The organism is Chitinophagaceae bacterium (genome assembly GCA_016717285.1).
GTDB lineage: Bacteria > Bacteroidota > Bacteroidia > Chitinophagales > UBA10324 > JACCZZ01.
In genome coordinates, this window is sequence record JADKFU010000005.1 from 474,034 (window position 1) to 495,779 (window position 21,746).

General features: G+C 40.8%; 16 protein-coding genes and 1 tRNA gene. 9 read left to right on the top strand and 8 right to left on the bottom strand.

What is annotated here, in order from left to right:
- Nucleotides 1-262 precede the first annotated feature (262 nt).
- A complete protein-coding gene (locus tag IPO83_11840; protein MBK9731957.1) occupies nucleotides 263-1,420 on the bottom strand; it encodes an AraC family transcriptional regulator in 1,158 nt (385 codons plus the stop codon).
- Nucleotides 1,421-1,704: 284 nt separating this feature from the next.
- Between IPO83_11840 and IPO83_11845 the strand changes: the two genes are divergently transcribed.
- On the top strand, nucleotides 1,705-2,217 hold the full coding sequence (locus IPO83_11845) for an FKBP-type peptidyl-prolyl cis-trans isomerase (protein MBK9731958.1): 513 nt from the start codon (nucleotides 1,705-1,707) through the stop codon (nucleotides 2,215-2,217).
- A 37-nt stretch (nucleotides 2,218-2,254) separates the two neighbouring features.
- Here IPO83_11845 and msrA read toward each other — a convergent pair whose 3' ends face one another.
- Entirely contained in the window at nucleotides 2,255-2,944 is a 690-nt protein-coding gene (gene msrA, locus IPO83_11850; protein ID MBK9731959.1) for a peptide-methionine (S)-S-oxide reductase MsrA, read from the bottom strand.
- 216 nt (nucleotides 2,945-3,160) lie between these two features.
- Here msrA and IPO83_11855 point away from each other — a divergent pair, with 216 nt between their 5' ends.
- On the top strand, nucleotides 3,161-4,744 hold the full coding sequence (locus tag IPO83_11855) for a T9SS type A sorting domain-containing protein (protein ID MBK9731960.1): 1,584 nt from the start codon (nucleotides 3,161-3,163) through the stop codon (nucleotides 4,742-4,744).
- A 123-nt stretch (nucleotides 4,745-4,867) separates the two neighbouring features.
- On the opposite strand, the gene IPO83_11860 is transcribed toward IPO83_11855, so the two are convergent.
- The 4 genes from IPO83_11860 to IPO83_11875 form a co-directional block, all read right to left on the bottom strand.
- Nucleotides 4,868-5,200: a T9SS type A sorting domain-containing protein gene (locus IPO83_11860; GenBank protein MBK9731961.1), complete on the bottom strand. Its 333-nt coding sequence runs from the start codon at nucleotides 5,198-5,200 to the stop codon at nucleotides 4,868-4,870.
- A gap of 28 nt (nucleotides 5,201-5,228) precedes the next feature.
- On the bottom strand, nucleotides 5,229-7,154 hold the full coding sequence (locus tag IPO83_11865) for a hypothetical protein (GenBank protein ID MBK9731962.1): 1,926 nt from the start codon (nucleotides 7,152-7,154) through the stop codon (nucleotides 5,229-5,231).
- Between the two features lie 193 nt (nucleotides 7,155-7,347).
- Nucleotides 7,348-9,270 carry a molecular chaperone DnaK gene (gene dnaK / locus IPO83_11870; GenBank protein MBK9731963.1) on the bottom strand — a complete coding sequence of 641 codons (1,923 nt, stop codon included), beginning with the start codon at nucleotides 9,268-9,270 and terminating at the stop codon, nucleotides 7,348-7,350.
- Between the two features lie 134 nt (nucleotides 9,271-9,404).
- Nucleotides 9,405-10,433, bottom strand: a complete 1,029-nt coding sequence (locus IPO83_11875; protein ID MBK9731964.1) for a DUF4249 family protein — start codon at nucleotides 10,431-10,433, stop codon at nucleotides 9,405-9,407.
- A gap of 220 nt (nucleotides 10,434-10,653) precedes the next feature.
- Here IPO83_11875 and panB point away from each other — a divergent pair, with 220 nt between their 5' ends.
- From panB to IPO83_11900, 5 genes are all read left to right on the top strand, one after another.
- The gene (panB, locus tag IPO83_11880; GenBank protein MBK9731965.1) at nucleotides 10,654-11,469 is read left to right on the top strand and encodes a 3-methyl-2-oxobutanoate hydroxymethyltransferase; all 816 of its coding nucleotides are present in this window, start codon (nucleotides 10,654-10,656) and stop codon (nucleotides 11,467-11,469) included.
- A complete protein-coding gene (locus IPO83_11885; GenBank protein MBK9731966.1) occupies nucleotides 11,466-14,030 on the top strand; it encodes a T9SS type A sorting domain-containing protein in 2,565 nt (854 codons plus the stop codon). The genes panB and IPO83_11885 overlap by 4 nt, the downstream gene beginning before the upstream one ends.
- Before the next feature lie 12 nt (nucleotides 14,031-14,042).
- Nucleotides 14,043-14,933, top strand: coding sequence for a 3-hydroxybutyryl-CoA dehydrogenase (locus tag IPO83_11890; GenBank protein MBK9731967.1), 891 nt, complete (start codon nucleotides 14,043-14,045; stop codon nucleotides 14,931-14,933).
- A 270-nt stretch (nucleotides 14,934-15,203) separates the two neighbouring features.
- Nucleotides 15,204-15,276 (top strand) — tRNA-Gly (locus IPO83_11895).
- Nucleotides 15,277-15,372: 96 nt separating this feature from the next.
- Nucleotides 15,373-17,586 (top strand): T9SS type A sorting domain-containing protein, encoded by a 2,214-nt coding sequence (locus IPO83_11900; GenBank protein MBK9731968.1) that lies wholly within the window; start codon nucleotides 15,373-15,375, stop codon nucleotides 17,584-17,586.
- Nucleotides 17,587-17,798: 212 nt separating this feature from the next.
- On the opposite strand, the gene IPO83_11905 is transcribed toward IPO83_11900, so the two are convergent.
- Together IPO83_11905 and IPO83_11910 are read right to left on the bottom strand one after the other, a co-directional pair.
- Nucleotides 17,799-18,722, bottom strand: a complete 924-nt coding sequence (locus IPO83_11905) for a diacylglycerol kinase family lipid kinase (protein MBK9731969.1) — start codon at nucleotides 18,720-18,722, stop codon at nucleotides 17,799-17,801.
- Nucleotides 18,723-18,971: 249 nt separating this feature from the next.
- On the bottom strand, nucleotides 18,972-19,385 hold the full coding sequence (locus IPO83_11910; protein MBK9731970.1) for a BrxA/BrxB family bacilliredoxin: 414 nt from the start codon (nucleotides 19,383-19,385) through the stop codon (nucleotides 18,972-18,974).
- A 223-nt stretch (nucleotides 19,386-19,608) separates the two neighbouring features.
- Here IPO83_11910 and IPO83_11915 point away from each other — a divergent pair, with 223 nt between their 5' ends.
- Both IPO83_11915 and IPO83_11920 read left to right on the top strand, forming a co-directional pair.
- The gene (locus tag IPO83_11915; GenBank protein MBK9731971.1) at nucleotides 19,609-20,928 is read left to right on the top strand and encodes an adenosylhomocysteinase; all 1,320 of its coding nucleotides are present in this window, start codon (nucleotides 19,609-19,611) and stop codon (nucleotides 20,926-20,928) included.
- 85 nt (nucleotides 20,929-21,013) lie between these two features.
- Nucleotides 21,014-21,730 (top strand): pyridoxine 5'-phosphate synthase, encoded by a 717-nt coding sequence (locus tag IPO83_11920; protein MBK9731972.1) that lies wholly within the window; start codon nucleotides 21,014-21,016, stop codon nucleotides 21,728-21,730.
- Nucleotides 21,731-21,746: the final 16 nt, after the last annotated feature.

Genomic DNA, 21,746 nt, shown 5'->3' on the forward strand with positions numbered 1-21,746 from the left:
AGCATTTTGGACGCAATAGGCCATTTTATTTTAAACTGAGTTTAAGAGTATTTGGAAATACAAATTTGTTTTTACCCAATTGAATTGTTGACACCATTCCGGCGTCGCTTCTAACGAGTCAGTTGAAGTGCTCAGGCTCTTACGCGGCAATGTCATTTAATTAAGGGAATAGTGTCAGAAGACATCTTGAAAAACCGGGGCAGGTCGGGCATCATTACATCCCGGAAGGGATGTTCTTTTGGTAGCCAAATGGCAATGCGGTTCAGTTGGCCAATACTCTTTGGTGGTATTTTTTATATTCAGTAGGAGACATGCCGGTATATTTTTTAAAAGCGGCATTGAAAGTGGCTTTATTCTGAAAGCCGGAATCAAATGCGATGCTCAGTATTTTTTCCTGCCCGTAATCGGGAGCAAGCAGCAGGCGACGTGCCTCATTGATACGGTATGAATTGATAAAATCTGCATAGTTCTGATTCATGCTTTCATTGATGATCTGGGAAAGATGGTGAGAAGAAACACCTGCTTTTTCTGCGAGTTGTTGAATTTTCAGGTTGCTGTCTAAAAAAGGTTTTTCAGTTTCCATTACTGACAATAATTTATCAAGACTCGCCTTGGCATGTTCTTCTTTTAGTGAAGAGCGAGCATATTTTACTTCCTGTTTTTTTCCATTGGAAGAAACTATTCCATTGAAAATTTCAGGTTGACGGAATCCAAGGTAACCTACTGTATAAATGAATACCGTCATGGAAAATGAAATCAAATAGTCATATTCAACTTTGATCAATCCAGACCAGGCCAGCGTCCAATAACTCCATACCGCGACGGTAAATCCTGCATAAAGCCAGGCGATTTTTTTCAGCCAGTTATGTTTTGAGTGTTCTTCTTTCAAAGCATATTTATTTAATTGATGGTAGTCGTTCCGGAGAAAAAGAAAAATGGCAATGCCATAAACAACTAAGCTGATGTTTTGAAGATGAGTAAAAAGCAGGTTAATCGTGTCAATCGTTGATCCGAACGAAAAGAAATGCACGCGCAACCATTCAACTCTGCCAAAAGTATTTCGGATAATCAGCGGGATAAGAAATAAAAATTGAATGATGGCCGGTATAAAATGCAGCGCATACTTTTTAGGAAGTTGCCCGGTTTCCAGCGTCAGCAGATAAATATAAATTAACGGGCCATATAAAAAGGTGAATGGTTCGATCCAAAAATTCATCCAGGTATATTTTGCTGCATAACCACTCCAGTAGGCAACATAATACATCATCATGACGGAAAAAAATAACAGCACAAAAGCGAGTATCGTATTGGCTTTCCTGTTTCCTTTTTTATGAATGAAGAGCAGAATAGAAAGAAATAATCCCTGCACGGCACCAAGGAGGAAAAGGGTAGTCCACTGGTCAAGAGAGGGTTTAATCATTTTACTAAAAGTTAAAGTGTATGCGCTTGAATTATTTGGAGTGAAACATTTATCATCGTGTGCGTCTTAATGCTATCCTCATGATTTGCATTTGGCGAAATAGCAACATTATATTTCAGGAGTTGAATGCGAAGTTATGAGCGAAAGATGTGAGTCGCAAAAAAATGGTTGCAACAGTAAGCTTTATTATGAAAATTCAACATCAATAGTGTAATGGCTTTTGAAAGTATTCATTTACAACTATTATAGTAGTTTGTGCCAAAATTCATCAATAACCTCACGTTATGATCATTGAAAACCGAATGGTGGTCACCTTGAATTACCGGCTTACCGTAAATGAAAACGGAAGCGAAGTGGAAGTGGAGAAAACAACTGCAGAAAATCCTTTTGTATTCCTGTTCGGCGCCGGACAATTGCTTCCTGATTTTGAAACTAATTTGTCAGGTAAAAGTGCCGGCGACACTTTTGACTTTCTTATCAGCGCAGAGAAAGGATATGGATTGAGTGATGTGCAAAACATTGTGCCCATTCCCATCACTGTTTTCGTTGATGATTCAGGAAAGCCCGATACTTCTTTACTGAAAGTTGGTAATGTGCTGCCTATGTCAGATAATTCCGGAAATAAATATCAGGGCAGGATTAAGGAAGTGAATGAAGAACAGGTGATCATGGATTTTAATCATCCGCTTTCTGACAAAGAATTGCATTTCGTTGGAGAAGTAGTCGAAGTGCGTTTAGCTACGCTGGAAGAACTGCAACATGGCCATGTTCATGGAGCCGGCGGTCATCAGCATTGATAGCAGCTACACCATTTAATAACAGCGCGTTATAGTTTTATTTAATCAGCGATCTTTCCGGTTTCAGTAATTCAGGATACTGTTGCTGAAAGCGTTTGATGCGCGGAATGGATTCATGCTGAACATATGCGCTGGAAGGATTGAGTTGAATATAATTCTGATGATAACCTTCTGCTTCATAGAATTCCGTGAAGGGCACAACCTGTGTTGCAATGGGCGCTGCATATTTTCCTGATGCATTCAACTGGTTGATGTAATCCATTGCAAGTTTTTTCTCCATGTCATTACGATAGAAAACAATAGAACGGTATTGTGTTCCATGATCCGGACCTTGCCCATTCACTTGCGTTGGATCCTGCGAAGCAAAAAACACTTTCAGTAATGTTGGATAATCCACAATAGCAGAATCATAATAAACCGTTACTGATTCAGCATGACCTGTTCTTCCGGAGCCCACTTCTTCATAGGTTGGATTTTTTTCTATTCCTCCGGCATATCCTGAAATAGCTTCCTGCACACCTTTTACGCTTTCAAATACACCTTCCACACACCAGAAACAACCGGCGGCGAAAGTGGCCTGGTGATATTTTGCAAGCTCTGATGCAGATAAAGTCTTTGTGGCAGTCGAAGAATTCATTTCAGGTGCATCGGTCTTGGTTTTTTCTGCGCAGGATGACAAGCTGATCGTCAGTAATACGGAGGGCATTATTATCCGGATGAATTTCATGGGTGGGATTTATTGATGAAATGCAAATTACGAAATGATTGCAAAAATGGATGTGAAATGAATTTGAATTTGTAACACAACTCCCAACACAAAAAGAGTGATCGGGCTCGGCGGAAAGTTATTGTTAACGAATTGGAAACTTAATCTTCATCAGAATTCGATTTTATTCCAATACCGATTCTGAGGAGTTTTGTGTTGCTGAAATCAAGCAATAACATGAAAACAATTGAAATTCAGAAGTGGCAGGTTATGATAAGTTGTTTGATGCTTACCTTTTACAATGGTGCGTCGCAAATTCCCGATTGGAGTTCAAATGTCGCAGGCATTATTTATTCCAATTGTACTACTTGTCACCGCGAAGGAGGAATTGCTCCATTTTCATTGATGTCATACGACGATGTGGTGAACAACGCATGGTCGGTTCAGGCAGATGTTAACGCCCATAAAATGCCACCCTGGCCGCCGGATGCTTCCTATAATCATTTTCGCGATGAGAAAGTTTTATCAGAGGAAGAGATTAACACAATCAATAATTGGGTAAACGGTGGAATGCCAGCCGGTGATTTGATAACAGCGCCGCTTGCTCCTGTTTTTAATGGTAACGCTCTGATGAATGTTATTGATGACGTAATCAAAGTACCTGTTTATAAGATCCAGAAAGACATCGATGAATACCGGACTTTTGTGGTTCATTCTAACTTCACGGAGACAAAATATTTAGACAAGGTGGAGTTTATTCCCGGAAATTCTTCTGTGGTGCATCATGTTTTTTTGATACAGGATACTTCTGATTATTCTTACAACAGAGATCTTAACGATCCCGGTCCGGGTTATAAAGGCGGAGGTTTTGGAGATATAGGTCCAAGCGCTGAAATGCTTTGCGGTTGGATTCCCGGCTGCGATATGATCACACTTCCTGACAATATGGGTTTTGAAGTTCCGGCAGGAGCCGATTTTGTAATATCTTTTCATTATTCACCCGGCAGCAAGAATAAAGTCGACAGCACAAAAATAAACCTGCATTTCACTGCACAACCAACGGTGCGGAAAGTGAAGAATGAGCGCATTCTTTCCTGGTTTACTAATTCACTGATCAATCCTCCGTTTTTAATTCCTGCGAATTCAGTGAAAACATTTTATAATCGTTCGGGACTGTTTGAAACAGACCAATCCATAATTTCTGTTCAGCCTCACATGCACCTGATCGGAAAATCTTACAAAGTGTTTATGGTTACTGAACCCGGAGATACCACCAACCTCATTTATATCCCTGACTGGAATTTTTACTGGCAGTTCAATTATTTTTTCACAAAAGTCATCAAGATTCCTGTGAATGCACAGATTTTTGGATGTGCCGTGTATGACAACACCATTAATAATCCGTTTAATCCTAATAACCCGCCAGAAGATGTGAAAGCCGGTGAAAGCACTTTTGATGAAATGATGGGCTGCCGGTTTTCAATACTTGACTACCAGCCCGGAGATGAGACTATTATTTTGGATTCATCATTTTATGAAACGACCGGACTAAACAATAGCGATGTCGCGTTAGCAGTAAATATTTCACCCAATCCTGCAAATGATAAGCTATATGTAGTTGCTATGATTCCGGAACATGAAGTGAATTGGAAATTGATCAATCAAACGGGTAATGTTGTAAAACAAAAATTGGAGAAATTTATTCCTGATGGAATCTATCCTTTTGAAATAACTGTTGATGAACTTCAGCCTGGTATGTACTTCCTCTCAGTTTTATCAGGTGATAAAAGTAGTGTGAGTAAAATAGTAGTGATGCATTGAACCCGGATTTTTCAGTTCAAACAGAAATGGGTTCAACTTTTCCGGCAAAATCGGGATAGAACTGGCGAGGGTTTCCGGACTGAAAACAAAACACTGTTGATTTTTTGTATTGACAAGACTGGATTATTTCAGCACCGCAATTTTTTCGCTTATAATTGTTTCATTATTGAAATGGATGCTGATTAAGTAAATCCCTATCGAAAGGTTTTCACCAACGGGTATTACATATTGATGTGTACCAACGCTCAGGTTTGAACTTTGAACGATCACCTTTTTTCCGGCTACGTCTGTAAGGAATAAATCGAAAGTACCATCTGTTGGCGATGTTAACAGGAGATTTATAGATCCGTCAGCATTGGGAGGTAATATTTTAAAATTGTATTCATCATCATTAAATCCTTCAATCGTAATCTGATTGCAGAAGGTATCTACACAACCGGTTGCTGTTTCAATCACGAGACAGATTTGATACTCGCCGGATTCATTAACGGTAATATGTGGTTCGGGCCTCATCACTAAACAAGTCGTTGTTGATATACCAATGCCAGGAAACTACATCGCCTGTTGAAGAGTTTCCATTTAAGAAAATAGTAAATCCATCTACGCTCCAGGTAAAATGCGCTTCGCAATCTCCCTGAGGTTCTTCTACTACTACGCCGTGACAAAAAGTATCTACACAACCTGCAGCAGTTTCAATCACGAGACAGATTTGATACTCGCCGTATTCATTAACGGTAATATGTGGTTCGGAGCCGTCGCTGAACAAATCATTGTTGATATACCAATGCCAGGAAACTACATCACCAGTTGAAGTATTTCCATTTAAGAAAATAGTAAAACCATCCACACTCCAGGTAAAATGCGCTTCGCAATCTTCCTGAGGCTCTTCAACCACCACACCATGACAGAAAGTATCTACACAACCTGAAGCAGTTTCAATCACGAGACAGATTTGATACTCGCCGGATTCATTAACGGTAATATGTGGTTCAGAGCCGTCGCTAAACAAATCATTGTTGATGTACCAATGCCAGGAAACCACATCGCCACCTGTTGAAGAGTTTCCATTTAAGAAAATAGTAAATCCATCAACGCTCCAGGTAAAATGCGCTTCGCAATCTCCCTGAGGTTCTTCTACTACTACGCCGTGACAAAAAGTATCCACACAACCTGCAGCAGTTTCAATCACGAGACAGATTTGATACTCGCCGGATTCATTAACGGTAATATGTGGTTCAGAGCCGTCGCTAAACAAATCATTGTTGATGTACCAATGCCAGGAAACCACATCGCCACCTGTTGAAGAGTTTCCATTTAAGAAAATAGTAAATCCATCAACGCTCCAGGTAAAATGCGCTTCGCAATCTCCCTGAGGCTCTTCAACCACCACACCATGACAGAAAGTATCCACACAACCTGCAGCAGTTTCAATCACGAGACAGATTTGATATTCGCCGGATTCATTAACCGTGATATGCGCTTCCGGGCCATCATCACTGAAAAGGTCGTTGTTGATGTACCAATGCCAGGAAACCACATCACCACCGGTTGAAGAGTTTCCATTTAAGAAAATAGTAAATCCATCTACGCTCCAGGTAAAATGCGCTTCGCAATCTCCCTGAGGTTCTTCTACTACTACGCCGTGACAAAAAGTATCTACACAACCTGAAGCAGTTTCAATCACGAGACAGATTTGATACTCCCCGGATTCATTAACGGTAATATGTGGTTCGGAGTCGTCGCTGAACAAATCATTGTTGATATACCAATGCCAGGAGACTACATCGCCTGTAGAAGAGTTTCCATTTAAGAAAATAGTAAATCCATCTACGCTCCAGGTAAAATGCGCTTCGCAATCTCCCTGAGGTTCCGGCACAACAACACCATGACAGAAAGTATCCACACAACCTGCAGCAGTTTCAATCACAAGACAGATTTGATATTCGCCGGATTCATTAACGGTAATATGTGGTTCAGAGCCGTCGCTAAACAAATCATTGTTGATGTACCAATGCCAGGAGACTACATCACCGGTTGAAGAATTTCCATTTAAGAAAATAGTAAATCCATCAACGCTCCAGGTAAAATGCGCTTCGCAATCTCCCTGAGGTTCCGGCACTACAACACCATGACAGAAAGTATCCACACAACCTGAAGAAGTTTCAATCACGAGACAGATTTGATATTCGCCTGGTTCATTAACTGTTATATTGGTTTCCGGTCCGGCATCACTAAAGAGATCATTGTTTGCAAACCAATGCCAGGAAACAACATCACCTGCAGTACCTGAACCATTGAGTGAAATCGTATAGTCGTTTACATCAAACGTAAAATATGCTTCACAGGGACTGGCCTGAACTCTCAAAAAAGAGAACAGAATTAACAATATTGAAATGAGCTTTTTCATCATTTCTGAATTAGTGTTCTCAAACTTAAGCATAATGATCAGAAAGTATGTTTTTCGGAAGGGCTTTATTTTTTAGGGAAATCATCCCCACTGAATAATCATCCCAATAAGAATTTGATTTTACGACAAGGCTTTAAAAGAAAAGCCCCGAATCATTGCTGAGTCGGGGCTTCATTTTTTGACTTTCATTATTTAATTACTTCTTCTCATCCTTCACCTCTTCATAGGGTACATCCTGCACAGTTTCTTCTTTAGGTGTAGATTCATTTCCACTTTCATTCGAAGCACCATCAGTTGGTGCGCCGGGTTGTGGTTGCTGTGCTTTATAAAGATCTTCAGAAGCGGCCTGCCATGCAACATTCAGGTCATTCATGGAAGAATCAATCCCCGCAATATCCTGATTTTTGTGTGCATCTTTCAACCGGCCAAGTGCAGATTCAATAGTGGCTTTTTTATCACCGGGAATTTTTTCTCCGAATTCTTTCAGTTGTTTTTCTGTCTGGAATACAAGTGAATCAGCGGTGTTCAGCTTGTCCACTTTTTCACGTGCCTCTTTATCTGCAGCTTCATTCGCACGGGCGTCATTCCGCATCTTTTCCACTTCTTCTTTGCTCAGGCCTGTTGATGCCTGAATCTTAATGGTTTGTTCTTTGCCAGTGCCTTTATCTTTAGCACTTACATTCAAAATGCCATTCGCATCAATGTCAAAAGTAACTTCAACCTGCGGTACACCACGCGGTGCCGGTGGAATTCCATCAAGCATAAACCTCCCAATTGTACGATTATCGCGTGCCATTGAACGTTCGCCCTGCATTACATGAATTTCAACTGAAGGCTGACTGTCAGCAGCAGTTGTAAATGTTTCTGATTTACGGGTAGGAATGGTAGTGTTGGATTCAATCAGTTTGGTCATTACGCCACCGAGCGTTTCAATACCAAGTGAAAGAGGAGTTACATCAAGCAGCAACACATCCTTTACATCACCTGCAAGTACACCACCTTGTATCGAAGCACCAATAGCAACCACCTCATCCGGATTAACTCCTTTAGAAGGTTTTTTGCCAAAGAACTTTTCAACCACTTCCTGAATCTTTGGGATGCGTGTTGATCCGCCAACCAATATCACTTCATCAATTTGTGAAACATTCACACCTGCATCTGCAACAGCTTTGCGGCAGGGCTCCAGCGAACGCTCTACTAAATGATCAACCAATGATTCAAACTTAGCGCGTGAAAGTTTTTTCACTAAGTGTTTTGGAACACCATCCACGGCAGTGATATAGGGTAAATTAATTTCACTTTCAACAGAAGACGACAGTTCAATCTTCGCTTTTTCAGCAGCTTCTTTCAGGCGCTGTAAAGCCATCGGATCCTTTTTCAGATCAATGTTCGGTTCATCTTTTTTAAACTCATCAGCCAGCCATTCAATCACTACCTGGTCGAAGTCATCACCGCCCAGATGTGTATCACCATTGGTAGATTTTACTTCAAAAACACCTTCACCCAAATCAAGAATGGAAATATCAAACGTACCACCTCCAAGATCATATACAGCAATCTTCATGTCTTTGTGCTTCTTGTCTAAGCCATAGGCAAGTGCAGCAGCAGTTGGTTCGTTGATGATACGAAGGACTTTTAATCCTGCAATTTCACCTGCCTCTTTTGTAGCATGGCGCTGCGAATCGTTAAAATAAGCAGGAACAGTAATCACCGCTTCAGTAACCGGTTGACCCAGATAATCTTCCGCAGTTTTTTTCATCTTCTGCAAAATCATTGCAGAAATTTCCTGTGGTGTGTAATTGCGATCGTTGATCTTTACACGCACCGTATCATTTTCTCCTTTCTGTACGTCGTAAGCAACATATTTTAATTCAGAGGCAACTTCTTCATGTCTGCGACCCATAAAACGCTTGATAGATGCAATCGTGTTTTTAGGGTTGGTGATTGCCTGGCGTTTTGCAGGCGCTCCCACTTTCCTTTCACCATTTTGTAAGAATGCCACTACCGAAGGCGTTGTCCTTGCTCCTTCATCATTTGCAATTACAACTGGATCTGCACCTTCCATCACTGCTACGCAGGAGTTGGTGGTGCCGAGATCAATGCCTATTATTTTTCCCATGTTATTTGTTTTTTAGAATTTTGAACAACCCCGCTTGTCAATAGTTATGCCACCGGGTATATAGCAAGAAATATTGGCACTATGCCATAAGAGGAGGGATTATCCTGTTGCTATGGTGACAAAAAGACAGTAATTCAAAAGCAAAAGTCGCCTTCGGTATTCTCAAACCGGAGGTGTTTCGTAATGGGACTGCAGGCCAGCGTATCGATGGTATGATCATCAATTTGCACTTTATAAATTGTTTTATAAAAACGGCAAGAGAACAGTCCAAGGCCATTTTCAATATTGGTGTACTCTGGCTGAATATTTCCGGATGTAAGTCCTTGCTGTGCAATAGCAACCTGGTTGTAAGTGTCAAGCGTTTCTCCGCCTGCTGAAAACATAAAATCAAAATTGAGAGCCTGGCGGTAAATAGTCACATCGTCTGTCAATTGCGAATTCACAAAGGAATAAAAACCATCACCGGGAATATCGTAATCAATAGTTTGGCCACCTCCCGTACTATTGGAACGTTTGGTCGTAAAAATTTCCCAGTCAATGTATTTATCCGTAAAGACGGAAGGATCAGCAACATTAACTTCCCTGTAATTGAACCGGATGATAAGCCCGTATATTTTTGCATCTTTTGCTGAAATAAATTGCCCATTGTATTCATCACCGGGAAAGAAATTCACCTTCTGACTGGGGGTGGGTCTCAACACGGTGAAATCGTTAATGATCTCCGTCTCAGAACTGATTACTTTTCCATTGTCAGATTCAGTGATGATCAAATGATAACTGCTGTTTTGATCAATTACTTCTTTGGTTTTATACAGATAATTCGGAGAAGCTGCGAAAATGCCAGTGTCTTTCACGTATCCTTCCAGGTTCCCATCTACCTTTTCCATATCGATGGTTTTTTTTAGCACACCGTTTTGGTATTGTTGCAACTGAACCGTAATATGCTGATAATAGAGTGAATCAGGAATCTGAGCAATTTCAAGAGCGCTTGTTGTTTTATCAAGGTAAGCTTTATTCACCTTGATATATTGTGCACTATCTGTAGGATCAAGTAAGCCATATACAATTGCAATGTCTTCCCAATCGGAAGTAACATTGAAATCAGTTTTACAGGAATAAATAAGTGTGGATAAAATGGTGGCTGCTAAAAGGAAACGCTTCATGGCGGCAAAAATATAAATAACTTCTGATTGTTGTTTGTTGCCAGGATCGTTGCATGCGCTTCAAATGCAGTAGGTTTTGAAAAATTGCTTTTGCATGACCGTTCTAAAAACAATTAATATGCTTCCATTTGAAAGATTACTTACCAGAACCTGACATCCAATTAACAAGTGCAATTCATACCTTGCAGCCATTATTTCAATATACTTCAGCCCGAAAAAAATGACTGACTTCAGCAGTGCCAAGAAAATCACCACGCATACCTTGCGTGAAATGAAGGAAGAAGGTGTGAAAATCTCAATGCTCACTTCCTACGATTATTCCTTCGCAAAAATTGTGGATGCTGCCGGCATTGATGTCATTCTGGTAGGCGATTCAGCCTCCAACGTAATGGCCGGACATGAAACCACACTCCCCATCACGCTTGATCAGATGATCTATCATGCTTCATCTGTTGTACGTGGTATCAGCCGCGCCCTGGTAGTTGTTGATCTGCCTTTTGGTTCTTACCAGGGAAATTCAAAAGAAGCGCTTAATTCTGCTATTCGTATTATGAAGGAATCGGGTGCACATGCAGTAAAACTGGAAGGAGGAAGAGAAGTGAAAGACTCCATAGAACGCATTGTCTCTGCAGGTGTTCCTGTAATGGGTCACCTCGGATTGACACCGCAGTCGATCTACAAATTCGGAACATATGTAGTGCGTGCACAGGAAGAAGAAGAGGCACAACGACTTCGGGAAGATGCCCTGTTTCTACAGCAGGCAGGTTGCTTCTCTGTGGTTTTGGAAAAGATCCCGGCAATGTTAGCTGCAGAAGTTGCGGCTTCAGTAAAAATTCCGGTCATTGGTATCGGTGCAGGAAATCAGGTAGATGGTCAGGTATTGGTCATTCATGACATGCTGGGAATAAATAAAGAATTTAAACCGCGGTTTTTGCGCAGGTATTCTAATTTATATGATGAAATAAAAATCGCTGTATCCAAATATATTGATGATGTTAAGACCGAAGATTTTCCCAATGAAAATGAACAGTATTGAATACCATTGAATTAATTAAAGCCGACGACCGTAAACTGTTTGTCCTGATGAAGCTATCGCAGTATTTCTCTTTATTCATCATCATTTCTGTATGCTGTTTAACAATGAAATCAACTGCACAGGATTCGTCATGGTTGCCCCAAAAACGGTCTTTGTTTTCATACCTGGAAAAAAAATCATTGCTTGATGACGGTGGAATACGGGCGGAAAATTCCAGGAGTGATTCGATAGATATCCTGGACTATCACATCAGTCTTTCGATCACTGATTTTACAAGCAAGATGATTGGAGGAAATTGTACGATCTCGCTTCGCTCTAAGATCGAAGACTGTTCATTTATAGATTTGGACCTGCTGGGTCTCACCATTGATTCGGCGAAACAAAACAACGAGGCGCTCACTTTTACTTATTCAAATGATGTGTTGTTAAGAGTATATTTTGTGCAGCCTCTTAACACCGGTGATTCAACGGCAATCACCGTTTATTATCGCGGTATTCCACAAGTAGATGTGACGGGTTGGGGCGGTTTTTATTTTTCAGGTGATTATGCATATAACCTCGGAGTTGGATTTGGAGCTGATCCGCATCCTTTCGGGCGTGCCTGGTTTCCATGTTTTGATAATTTTATTGAGAGAAGCACCTTTCATTTTTCTATTACTACCGCGAATACAAAAATGGCTTTGTGTAATGGTGAGCTTACATCTGCGATAGAAAATGGCGACGGCACTAAAACCTGGAACTGGCAGATGATACAAACTATTCCTAGTTATCTTGCCTGTGTTGCAGTAGGAACTTATTCCCCTGCCTATCTTTCATATGCTGGCATTAACGGAACCATTCCTGTTCAACTGGGAGCAATGGCCGCCGATACCACCAAAATGAAAAACTCATTTGCACACTTAATCGATGCATTGTCTGTTTTTGAAACCTCTTTTGGCGCTTACCATTGGAATAAAGTGGGCTATTCACTTGTGCCTTTCTCAAGCGGCGCTATGGAACACGCAACCAATATCGCTTATCCTGTATTCATGGCCAATGGTACTCTTGACTGGGAAGATTTTTATGTTCATGAGCTTTCTCACCATTGGTTTGGTGACCTTGTAACGTGCAGAACGCAGGAAGATATGTGGCTTAATGAAGGTTGGGCGGCTTATTGCGAGCGGCTATTTCATGAATCGGTGTATGGCAAAACCGACTACGATATCGCCATTGCAAACAACCATGCGCAGGTGGTGCACTACGCTCATACTCCCGCCGGTGATGGTTCGTATCTGCCTGTATCCGGTATTTCACACGATTATACTTATGGAACAACCGTTTATGATAAAGGCGCTGACGTGGTGCATACGTTGCGTGGCTATATGGGAGATTCATTGTTCTTTCACTGTGTCACCAACTATCTTTCTGAATTTGCATTCCGTGATGCGGCCAGTGAAGACCTGCGCGACTATCTGACAGCTTGTTCAGGTATCGATCTTTATCATTTTTTTAACGACTGGATATTTAGTCCCGGATTTCCGCAGTTTTCAATTGATTCAATGGAGGTTTTTCCGGATGGAAGTGCTTACGCTGTGAATGTTTTTATAAGGCAGAAGCTTGATCATGCACCGCATTTTTATCAGCAGGTTCCGCTTGAAATAACTTTTAAAGATCAATTCTGGAATACCTTAACGGAAAGCACTGTTATAAATGGCCCATGCAGTATCTATTCAGGTATTCTTCCATTCAATCCAATTTACGCAGGGCTTGATCTGTCGGAGAAAATTTCAGATGCAATTACTACCGGAACCAATACCGTGAAGACCACCGGTTTGCAAACATTTGCGAATGGTGGAATTACACTCAATGTTTCAACATTACCCGATTCTGCTTTCATCCGGATTGAACACAATTACGCTCCACCTGATCCTTTTAAATTCCCGGTTTCGGGGCTTCATATTTCAGATTATCATTACTGGAAAATGGACGGATTGTTTCCTGCGGGATTTGATGCATCGGCAATTATTCACTATGATGGCAGCAACTTTACGTCAGGAGGTTATCTTGACAACAACCTTATTACGAATGTGGAAGACAGTATTAAAGTGTTGTATCGCACTTCCTGTAAAAATGACTGGGAAATCCTGAGCGATGTAATTCAGAATTTTACCGGAAGTCACACCGACAAGCGTGGTTATTTTACAGTAAATCATGCTGCAAAAGGGGAATATGCTTTTGGAATTTTTGACTATGATAAAGTGGATTCAACAATAAATTCTCCCAATGATCCCTGTCAATTATTATCTGAACCGGTAATTGCAGCATTTTCAAACGCAGATCGACTGCTGGTTTTTCCAAATCCGGCAAAAGAAACCATTAGCATCTCGATTAAATCTCCTGATTCAAACGCTTTTATTGAAATTTATAATCTTTACGGACGGTTGGTTTTTCATGAAAATCCTGTTAAGGGCAGGGCTGAATTAATTATTGATGTGCATGACTGGCCTGCAGGACCTTACATGGTTTGCGAAACGGATACAAAAAATCATAAGTTGACAACGAGCATAATTATTATCAATTAAATTAAATAGCCGATGAATAAAATTGCTGTGATTGGAGCAGGCACTATGGGCAATGGCATTTGCCATGTGTTTGCTTTAAAGGGATTTAATGTCAGTCTTGTTGATGTTTCACAACCGGCGCTCGATAAGGCAGTGCTTACCATAGCTAAAAACCTGGATCGGATGATTTCAAAAAGCGCGATTACAGAACAGGAAAAAAACGAAACGCTCTCGCGAATAGTTACTTTCACATCAATTGCAAATGGTATTGAAGATGCCGACCTGATTGTGGAAGCTGCAACTGAAAATGCTGAGCTCAAGCTTAAGATATTCCGGGAATTGGATCAATATGCAAAGCCTGATGCTATTCTGGCTTCTAACACATCATCTATTTCCATCACTAAAATTGCCGCGGTTACCGGCCGGCCAGATAAGGTAATAGGAATGCACTTTATGAATCCGGTACCGGTGATGAAACTTGTAGAAGTGATAAGGGGCTATGCTACTTCTGATGAAACGACCAATGTAATCATGTTGCTCTCAGAGAAACTGATAAAAGTACCTGTAGAAGTAAATGATTATCCCGGATTTGTTGCCAATAGAATCCTGATGCCAATGATCAACGAGGCTATTTATACTTTGCATGAAGGCGTTGCAGGCGTTACAGAAATTGATACGGTTATGAAGTTAGGAATGGCGCATCCGATGGGCCCTTTGCAACTGGCTGATTTCATTGGACTTGATATCTGTCTTTCTATTCTGCAGGTGCTTTTTTCCGGTTTTGGAAACCCAAAATATGCTCCTTGTCCGCTACTGTGTAATATGGTAGCTGCCGGCAACCTGGGAATCAAGAGTGGTAAAGGCTTTTATAGTTATTCGAAAGGAAGTAAAGACCTCGAAGTGTCTGAAAATTTCAGAAAATAGGATCAGCGTACAGATTGGTTCAGCGGAGCGAAGCAATTAATTTTAGTGAGTATGAACATACCATATGCAGTTGTTAGTGGTAGCGAAGAGGGATTTTAAATAAAAACCGGGTTTAATGCATCTTGATTTAGATTTCGGAAATTCAAAATCAAAAATGAAAGGCACAGCAATCAATTGCGATTAGAGAACTTTTTAATTCTTCAATCAAAAAATCGTTGATCGATATTCGTTATTCCAGGTAAATAACTCTTGACAAACGACATGGATCAGGCGGGAGTAGCTCAGTTGGCAGAGCTTTAGCTTCCCAAGCTAAAGGTCGCGGGTTCGAGTCCCGTTTCCCGCTCTTGAAATCAAATGTTTATATCAGTTAAAAAGGATAATAACCTGTAGCTTTTTATTTGATGCTTATTTTTTACTTTAGCAAAAAATTCAAACAATTATGAGAAGGACATTACTTATCATTTTAACCATGGTATTCGTGTCAAAATTTGTTGATGCGGCTACTATCACCAATATTTCAGCGAGCTATCGGGACGGACAAACATTTGTGGTCTGGAATGTAATACCTGCTTACACCGGTTTTTACTATATCTATCGTTTTGATCATCCTATCACGAACAACAATATCGATAGTGCTTTTTATGCCGGCAAAGTACCTTATAATTTCTCATTGAATTATTTTCTTGATCTCGGAACCAAAGGCGGTTCTGACGCGGCTCATCCCAACCGCTACCTGGTTATTAATCGAAATCCATTGGATTCTCTGGATGCAACTAAGGGGCTTTTTGTAGCTACCTGCAACAAACAAAAAACTGCTTACTACGTGGTTACCTCAGATTCTATCACTCCGCTAGGCGTAAAGGTTGAAAATATGAAGGTGGTGCCCGGCGCAAATGCGATGATCTCAGGAGTGGCTGAAAAAGTGGAACGGGTGAAGCCCATTCTTCAGATAAATGATATTCCATTACCGGATAAACCGGATATGTTATACGATGCTTTTGCTTTTTTTGGAGGGAATGTGAAAACTCAATATACGCCGGCAACAGGAAATGAAGGCTGTCTTGTGTATAATTTTGGGGTTATACCTGATACGTACGTAACCACTGAGAAAAAGGCGGCTACGTTCTTCTTTTTCGGAGGAGGAGGAAATGCATACGAGAACAGCAACGATAAGAACATTGATGGAATGTACAAGGTGTCCCTGGAAGATGTAATTCCAAATTTTAGCTGGGATGCCGTTTCCGGAGAGAATACAAAATGGATTGGATACAATGAGAATTTTGATGTGTACAATGCGAATGAAGATACTCCGCCGCCTACTACAGGCATCGATAAGACTTATACCATAGCACGCGTTGTGTGGACACTTGATTGGTTTTTAGAGGAATATAAAGATGTAATCGATCCGGCCCGGATTTCAGTTCATGGATCTTCCAGTGGTTGCACCGGTGCATTGGAAATGGCTTACCTGTATCCTGATCGTGTTGCTGCCTGTGATGTGGTGAATGCAAAATTAAATGCCGAATACCTGAATGATGATAATCCAACTTGCAAATGGAATATTACCGGATCAACACGTCACCGTGCAGAAATTTTCCTGGGTCAGTTGGCAACTAATCTCCAAACTGATTTTCCTAAGATTAATGGTACCGGAAATTATAAGATATGGGATTTTGCAAATTATAATACGCTGATGAAGGATAACAAATACAATGCTTTGCCTGTTATGTTTCTTACTTCCGGAAAAGAAGACAATGTTACCTGTTGGGAAGAGAAGATTCCGTTCTACAAATCAGTAAATCAATATAAGGCTGGCGGTTGGTACTATTGGGATCTGCGGGCGCACAAAGGCGGCAATCATGCGATCAGGGATGTGCCGCTCGATGAACTCTTAAGGTTCAGTACCAAACTTTCTTTCCCTGCATTTTCCAATTGCAGTCTAAATGATGATCCGGGAGATGAGGTGAATCCACTGCCTCCTTATTATGATGCTGATACAGTGGGTTCCGTAAATGGAGTGCTGAATTGGGTAGATAACACAATTGCTGAAACTGCCAATAGCTGGGAGACGGTGATTTATTCAAGTCAGTTTATGCTCAACGATAGTACATGGTTTCCATTTAGCGGATTACCTAAATATGTTAAAACTGACATCACCCCAAGACGGCTTCAGCAATTTGTAAATATTTCTGATGGATCAATAATCTGCATGGAGAATTGGCAAGCCGGTACCCTGATTCAATCTAAGTCATTTACTTATCATCCGAGCAGCAATGGAAACGGTCTGATTACTTTCAAGAAAGTAAAAATCGGACAGCTATCGACGGGAGGTAACCTGATTAAAATATTTAAGTGCGGAGAAGAGAAATCAACTACCGCACAGGTTATTCAGGATCGCGTTACCACGGATCATATTTATCCAAATCCTACTACGGGAAACACTGTGTTGGAGCTTTCCCTGCTGAGTGACGCTGACGTTTTGGTTACCGTCTCAAATATTTTAGGTGAGCATGTTATGGAACTTAATCTCGGAAGAATGTCAGAAGGTGAACACGAGGTTACACTTGATCTTTCTGCAATGCCATCTGGAATCTATATTGTTGGCGTGAAAACGGGAACACAGATCAATGCCTATAAACTGATAAAGGATTAGTAACAGTCAGCTAGTTCTCAAATAGACAAAGTCCGGAAAGTTTCCGGACTTTTTTTGTGAAGGGCTGGTAGGATAAAAGTTGCGGTTACTGCTACAATCATTACCAATTAGACAGCTAAAAAATCTGATCCATTGGTTTTCCGTTTTACAATTTACTCAGGTAAGAAAATGAATCCTGCTTGATTTAAGGAGTAAGCATTCGAGCATGGTGATTATGGCACAACTACAATTATTGCCTTTGGTAAAATTTCTGCGGTCACATTGCCATATCCCAACACCTCACCATCACATTCAGCAGGCATAAACGGAATTGAAGTGATCCGCATCTTTTTGGTGCGGTGCTGACTTACTTTTCTGTTATTAATAAATCTTCCGCTGAATAATCCGGGAACATTCCTGATGACTTCTGATTTGCTGATTTTTCTTATAATCGTAATATCAAATAAACCATCATCATTTAGCGCGTCCGGTGTCATCATCATACCACCACCACAAAATTTGCAGATACCTGCATTAACGTTGTAGATCATTCCTGAAAATTCTTCCTCGTCTAATGTAATTGAAACCTGTGTCGTGTTGTATCTGAAAAGTGCATCGAATATTCCAAGCACAAAAGCGAATATACCTTTCTTGATTCCGGAAGAAACACCTTCGATCCGTTCAGCCACCAAACCCTGGAAGCCAAAACCTGCCATGTTAATGAAATATTTTACAGAAGTATTTTGGTTTCCGGAAAGACTGATCTTTCCAACATCGTGAAAGGAAATCTTTTTGCTTTTGATAAGCGCAATTGCTTTACCGGCGGACTTAGAAATCCGGTGAGTCCTGATCCAGTCGTTGCCGGTGCCAATAGGAATGATGGCTACAGTTATCTTGTCTGAGCTGACTTCATGCTGGGAAAAGATACCATTGATGATAAGATTCAACGTACCATCACCACCTACTGCAATAAATTTCCTGAAGCCTTTTTGAATAGCTTCACTAATTGTTGAAATAATATCTTCTGCACTTTTGGAAAACTGACATATAAAATCGATGCCTTCTTTTTGCAACATCAATGAAATGGCCGGCCATTTTTTTTCGGCCTTAAAGCCTCCTGCGGCAGGATTTACAAGCACAAACCACGTTTCATCCATGATCAAAGATGATTAAAAACAGAAGAACTTCTTATTGCATATTTGAAAGGACTTGCTTACAAATTTTTGTGATTTCGTGCCTGGTCGCAATAATTTCAGAAATCAGTTCCATTGCTACACATAAAGGCACCAGAAATTATTGGAACTTGAATTTTGCCGTGTACACGTTAAAAACAAAAAAGCCGATTCATTTCGAACCGGCTTTGAATTGATCAAAAAGGAATAATCATTTATTCAAGCAATTTCTACTTAGCAAAAATGATCAAACACCTGCTCCAGGTGCTTGGCAATTATTTGAGCAGGTCGACCTTCAATCTGATGTCGTTCAACCATATGTACCAATTGATTGTCTTTAAACAAAGCAATAGCGGGAGAAGAAGGAGGATAAGGCAGTAAAAATTCACGGGCCGTTTTGGTTGCTTCCTGATCTACACCTGCAAAAACAGTAAAAAGATGATCAGGCTTTTTGGCGCCTTGCAATGACTCAATAATTCCGGGACGGGCGCTGCCTGCAGCACAGCCACAAACAGAATTTACCACCAGTAACATGGTGCCGGAATTATTCTTCAAAGCAGCTTCAGTTTCTGCCGCAGTCTTTAACTCTGTAAATCCTTCGTTGGTGAGTTCTCTTGCCATCGGCATAACCATTTCTTCTGGGTACATAATGTTGTTGATTTTGGTGCAAAAGTAAATTAAACGAGGTTAAAATGATGCAACTCACTAAAAAGTTCAGTTCTTCATCGGGTTTGTTCAGTATATAGTAAGTAAAGACATTAGTAGATTAGTGTACTGAAGCAGAAAAGTCTGAATCTTTTCAGGATACATGAACATTTACAGTTGTCTTTTGTAATTTTGCGAACGTTTTTACACAAAATTATTCCTACCAATGACTAAAAGCACATTAGAATTAACGCTTCCCTACAAAGTAAAAGATATCTCGCTCGCTGAATGGGGACGTAAAGAAATTACACTTGCCGAGGCAGAAATGCCCGGTTTAATGGCCATTCGCGAAGAGTTTGGTGCGCAAAAACCTTTGAAAGGTGCGCGCATAGCAGGTTGCCTCCATATGACCATTCAAACTGCTGTGTTAATAGAAACACTTACTGCATTAGGAGCAGAAGTACGCTGGTCATCCTGCAATATTTTCTCAACACAGGATCACGCTGCTGCTGCTATTGCGGCGGCAGGTATTCCTGTTTTCGCATGGAAAGGCATGAATGAGCCTGATTTTAACTGGTGCATCGAGCAAACCTTATTCTTTGGCGATCCTTCACGGCCATTAAATATGATTCTTGATGATGGCGGAGATTTAACCAATATGGTATTTGATGTTTATCCTGAGCTCATCTCTCATATACGCGGACTTTCAGAAGAGACCACCACCGGCGTTCATCGTCTATATGAAAGGATGGCTAAAGGAACGCTTCCAATGCCTGCTATCAATGTTAATGACTCTGTAACCAAATCTAAATTTGATAATAAATACGGTTGCCGCGAATCTTTGGTGGATGCTATCAGAAGAGGAACCGATATTATGCTGGCAGGAAAGGTGGCAGTAGTTGCCGGATTTGGTGATGTGGGTAAGGGTTCGGCAGAATCACTTCGTGGAGCTAATGCCCGTGTAATTGTAACAGAGATTGATCCCATTTGCGCCTTGCAGGCCGCTATGGAAGGATATGAGGTAAAGAAGATGATTGATGCAGTTAAAGAAGCGGATATTGTTGTAACTGCCTCCGGTTGTCATGGAGTAATCCGGGAAGAACATTTCCGGTTGATGAAAGATAAAACCATCGTTTGTAACATCGGTCACTTTGATGTGGAACTTGATATGGCCTGGTTAAATGATAATTATGGTCATACCAAGGATGTAATTAAACCACAGGTTGATAAATATACCATTGACGGAAAAGACATCATCATTTTAGCGGAAGGCCGGTTAGTCAATCTTGGAGTTGCAATGGGTCATCCTTCATTTGTGATGTCCACTTCTTTCTCCAACCAGGTTCTTGCGCAGATTGAGTTGTGGTTGCGTACCGATCAGTATGAGCATAAAGTTTATACGCTCCCTAAGCACCTCGACGAAAAGGTCGCCATGTTGCACTTGGCAAAAATTGGTGTTGAACTGGATGAGCTTACAACTGAACAGGCTTCCTACCTGGGAATTCCTAAGGATGGACCATTTAAGCCGGAATATTACCGCTATTAATAATTATTAAACGTAGTCAGCGCTTTAAATCAAGAGGAGTTTCATTATGAAACTCCTTTTTTATTCATCAATTAATTAACACGCGATGGTCCGGTTAAGTGTAAATATTAACAAGTTCGCAACCTTGCGGAATGCCAGAGGAAATAACCTGCCCGACATCGTTAAGGCGGCTCTTGATTGTGAACGTTTTGGTGCAGAAGGAATTACGGTGCATCCGCGTCCTGATGAGCGGCACATTCGTTATCAGGATGTTTTGGAATTGAAAAAAGTAGTTACAACGGAATTCAATATTGAAGGATATCCTGACAGCCGTTTTATGGAGTTGGTATTGAGAGTGAAGCCCGCACAGGCCACATTGGTACCCGACTCACCTGAGGTAATTACGAGTAATCAGGGGTGGGACACCTTAAAAAATAAATCCTTTTTACGGGAGCGAATCCTGGATTTGCAGACTGCAGGGATTCGGGTTTCGCTTTTCATTGATCCTATTGAGCAATTCATTGAAGGAGCTAAAATGACAGGAGCGGATCGCATTGAGTTTTATACAGGACCTTATGCAGAACTTTTTCATCAGGATAAATGGAAAGCGATTGAAAACTATATTCCTGCAGCAAAATATGCTGATTCCATCGGTCTTGAAATAAATGCCGGTCATGATCTCAATCTTTTCAATCTTCGTTTTTTTAAGGAAAATATCCCTGCACTAAAAGAGGTCTCCATCGGTCATGCATTGATTTGTGATGCAATTTATCTTGGCCTTGAAAATACTATTCAACTGTATTTGCGGGAACTCAAAGGATAATATCCTGCATGTTTAT

Excerpts from the sequence above, each read along its gene's own strand:
- IPO83_11915 (MBK9731971.1), top strand. The coding sequence starts at position 19,609 with ATGACTAAAAGCACATTAGAATTAACGCTTCCCTACAAAGTAAAAGAT.
- dnaK (MBK9731963.1), bottom strand. The coding sequence starts at position 9,270 with ATGGGAAAAATAATAGGCATTGATCTCGGCACCACCAACTCCTGCGTA.
- IPO83_11890 (MBK9731967.1), top strand. The coding sequence starts at position 14,043 with ATGAATAAAATTGCTGTGATTGGAGCAGGCACTATGGGCAATGGCATT.
- IPO83_11845 (MBK9731958.1), top strand. The coding sequence starts at position 1,705 with ATGATCATTGAAAACCGAATGGTGGTCACCTTGAATTACCGGCTTACC.
- IPO83_11920 (MBK9731972.1), top strand. The coding sequence starts at position 21,014 with ATGGTCCGGTTAAGTGTAAATATTAACAAGTTCGCAACCTTGCGGAAT.
- IPO83_11875 (MBK9731964.1), bottom strand. The coding sequence starts at position 10,433 with ATGAAGCGTTTCCTTTTAGCAGCCACCATTTTATCCACACTTATTTAT.
- IPO83_11855 (MBK9731960.1), top strand. The coding sequence starts at position 3,161 with ATGAAAACAATTGAAATTCAGAAGTGGCAGGTTATGATAAGTTGTTTG.
- IPO83_11910 (MBK9731970.1), bottom strand. The coding sequence starts at position 19,385 with ATGTACCCAGAAGAAATGGTTATGCCGATGGCAAGAGAACTCACCAAC.
- IPO83_11865 (MBK9731962.1), bottom strand. The coding sequence starts at position 7,154 with ATGATGAAAAAGCTCATTTCAATATTGTTAATTCTGTTCTCTTTTTTG.
- IPO83_11840 (MBK9731957.1), bottom strand. The coding sequence starts at position 1,420 with ATGATTAAACCCTCTCTTGACCAGTGGACTACCCTTTTCCTCCTTGGT.
- panB (MBK9731965.1), top strand. The coding sequence starts at position 10,654 with ATGACTGACTTCAGCAGTGCCAAGAAAATCACCACGCATACCTTGCGT.
- msrA (MBK9731959.1), bottom strand. The coding sequence starts at position 2,944 with ATGAAATTCATCCGGATAATAATGCCCTCCGTATTACTGACGATCAGC.
- IPO83_11900 (MBK9731968.1), top strand. The coding sequence starts at position 15,373 with ATGAGAAGGACATTACTTATCATTTTAACCATGGTATTCGTGTCAAAA.
- IPO83_11905 (MBK9731969.1), bottom strand. The coding sequence starts at position 18,722 with ATGGATGAAACGTGGTTTGTGCTTGTAAATCCTGCCGCAGGAGGCTTT.